This is a genomic window from Streptomyces sp. NPDC059917 (assembly GCF_042730635.1).
Lineage (GTDB): Bacteria > Actinomycetota > Actinomycetes > Streptomycetales > Streptomycetaceae > Streptomyces.
This window is the reverse complement of the sequence record NZ_JBHWLC010000177.1, coordinates 1-3,324: the sequence shown is the minus strand read 5'-3', so window position 1 is coordinate 3,324 and position 3,324 is coordinate 1. Positions and strand designations below refer to the sequence as shown.

1 protein-coding gene is annotated in these 3,324 nt (G+C 72.0%); it reads left to right on the top strand.

Translation table 11 applies throughout. From position 1 onward, the window contains the following. A partial coding sequence (locus ACFWAR_RS39260; RefSeq protein ID WP_385788491.1) for a beta-ketoacyl synthase N-terminal-like domain-containing protein occupies positions 1-3,324 on the top strand: 3,324 nt, incomplete at both ends.

Genomic DNA, 3,324 nt, shown 5'->3' with positions numbered 1-3,324 from the left:
CAACTACGCCGCCGCCAACACCTTCCTCGACGCCCTCGCCCACCACCGCCACACCCAAGGCCTCCCCGCCACCTCCCTCGCCTGGGGACTCTGGACGAGCGGCATGGGGGACACGCTCGGCGCCGCCGAGCTGGAGCGGATGGCGGCCACCGGTATCGCGCCGATCAGTGGCGAGCAGGGCCTCGCCGCATTCGACGCGGCCCTGGGCCACCACCGGCCCGCGCTGGTCCCGGTGGCCGTCAACACCCCGGCCCTGCGCACCCGGGCCGACCAGGGAACGCTGCCCGCGCTGCTCGGCGGCCTGCTGCGGGGGCCCGTACGCCGCCCCGCCGCAGCGGTCCGCGCGGCCGCGGGCGAGCGGACCCTGGCCGAGAGGCTGGCCGGACTGGACGAGGTGGCGCAGCAGCAGACGCTGCTGGACCTCGTCCGTACGGAGGTGGACGCGGTGCTCGGCCGCAACGGCGCCGAGAGCCTCGACCCCGGACGCACCTTCAAGACCCTCGGCTTCGACTCGCTGTCCGCCGTCGAGCTGCGCAACCGGCTCGGCTCCGCCACCGGACGCAGGCTCTCGCCGACCCTGATCTTCGACCACCCCACCCCGGCCGCGCTCGCCACGCACTTGCGGGAGGGACTGGTCGGCGTGGCGCCCCCCGCGTCGGCGGCCGCGGCGGCACGGCCGGCCACCCCCTCCGACACGGACGGGGACCCGATCGTCATCGTCGGCATGGCCTGCCGCTTCCCGGGCGGGGCGAACACGCCCGAGGTGCTCTGGCGGATCCTGGCCGACGGCGTGGACACGGTGGGGGAGTTCCCCGCGGACCGCGGCTGGGACGAGTCCCTCTACGACGCCGACCCGGAGGCCACGGGCCACTCGTACACGCGGGAGGGCGGCTTCCTCTACGACGCCCCGCGCTTCGACGCGGAGTTCTTCGGGATCAGTCCGCGCGAGGCGCTGGCGATGGACCCGCAGCAACGGCTGCTGCTGGAGACCGCCTGGGAGACGTTCGAACGGGCCGGGATCGACCCGGAGTCCCTGCGCGGCAGCGACACCGGCGTCTTCGCGGGCGTGATCACGGGTGACTACATCACCCGCCTCGGCCAACTCCCCGACGGCATCGAGGGATACGTCTCCACCGGCACGACCACCAGCATCGCCTCGGGTCGGATCGCCTACACCCTGGGCCTCGAGGGTCCGGCCCTGACCGTGGACACGGCCTGCTCGTCCTCCCTGGTGGCGTTGCACCTCGCGGCGCAGGCCCTGCGCCAGGGCGAGTGCTCGCTCGCCCTGGTGGGCGGAGCCACCGTCATGGCGGGCCCGGTCAACTTCATCGAGTTCAGCCGCCAGCGGGCCCTGTCCCCTGACGGCCGCTGCAAGGCCTTCTCGGAATCCGCCAACGGCACGGGCTGGGGCGAGGGCGTCGGCATGCTGCTGGTGGAGCGGTTGTCGGATGCGGAGCGCCTTGGTCATCCGGTGCTTGCGGTGGTGCGCGGTAGCGCGGTGAATCAGGACGGTGCGAGCAATGGTCTGACGGCGCCGAACGGTCCTGCGCAGCAGCGGGTGATCCGGCAGGCGTTGGCTTCGGCGCGGTTGTCGGCGGCCGATGTGGACGTGGTGGAGGCGCACGGTACGGGTACGAAGCTGGGTGATCCGATCGAGGCGCAGGCGTTGATCGCGACGTACGGGCAGGAGCGGTCGGAGGATCGTCCGCTGTGGCTCGGCTCGCTCAAGTCGAACATCGGACACACGCTCGCCGCAGCTGGCGTCGGCGGCGTCATCAAGATGGTGATGGCGATGCGGGCGGGCGTGCTGCCGCGCACGCTGCACGTGGACGAGCCCACCTCACACGTGGACTGGTCGGCGGGCGCGGTGCGGCTGCTGACGCAGGAGCAGGAGTGGACGCGGGACGAGGCCCGTCTCCGGCGGGCGGCGGTGTCGTCCTTCGGCATCAGCGGAACCAACGCGCACGTGGTCATCGAGGAACCCGGCGTGAGCACCGGGTCCACGGCTCCGGAGCGGGGCGCGACGGGTCCGGTGCCGTGGGTCCTGTCGGCCCGTACGGAGGCCGGGCTGCGTGAACAGGCCGTGCGGCTGCGGGAGTTCGTGGCCGCTGATGGGGCTCTGGACCCGGTGGACGTGGGGTTCTCGTTGGCGAGCACGCGTGCGGTGTTCGAGCATCGTGCGGTGGTGGTGGGTGCGGACCGGGCGGAGCTGCTGGCCGGGTTGGAGTCCATCACCCCTGGGGTTGCCGGGGCCGGTGGGACGGCGTTCCTGTTCACCGGGCAGGGGAGCCAGCGGGTGGGGATGGGGCGTGAGCTGTATGCGGCCTCGCCGGTCTTCGCGGCTGCGTTCGATGCGGTGTGTGCGGAGCTGGACGGGCATTTGGGTCGGTCGTTGAAGGATGTGGTGTTCAGCGATCCGGACGGGTTGTTGGATCAGACGCGGTTCACGCAAGCGGCGTTGTTCGCGGTGGAGACGGGGTTGTTCCGAGTCGCGGAGGCGGCCGGGGTGCGGCCGGATGCGTTGATCGGGCACTCGGTCGGTGAGCTGGCCGCCGCCCACGCGGCCGGTGTCCTCTCGCTGGCGGACGCGTGTGTGCTGGTCGCGGCGCGGGGCCGGCTGATGCAGGCCGCACGGGCTGGCGGGGCGATGCTCGCCATCGCTGCCCCCGAAGCCGATGTCACCCCGCTCCTCGGCGAAGGCGTCGATCTGGCTGCGGTGAACGGGCCTTCGGCCGTGGTCATCTCGGGTGACGAGGACGCGGTCGAGACGGTCGCGGAGCATTTCCGGGCCGCAGGTGTGAAGGTCAAGCGGCTCACGGTCAGCCACGCCTTCCACTCGCCGCACATGGACAGCGTCCTGGACGAGTTCCGAGCCATCGCTGCCACCCTTACCTTCAACCCGCCCTCGATTCCGATCGTCTCCAACGTCACCGGTCTGATCGCGACGGCCGAGGAGCTGACGGATCCTGCCTACTGGGCCCGTCACATCCGTGGCGCGGTCCGTTTCCACGACGGCCTCACCACCCTCCACAACCAGGGGATCACCACCTACCTCGAACTCGGCCCCGACCCGGTCCTCACCGCGATGGTCCGTGGCGGCCTGGACGCCCCCGGCCTCTCCACCGCCTCCATGCTCCGTAACGGTCACCAGGAGGAGCGGACCCTTCTCACCGCGCTCGCGGCGGCGCACGCCAACGGTTCGGACGTGGACTGGAGTGGCTACCTCGCCGGTGGGCGGCGGATCGATCTGCCGACCTATGCCTTCCAACGCACCCGGTACTGGCTCGAGGCCACCACCCGGACCGACGTCACCACCGCGGGCCT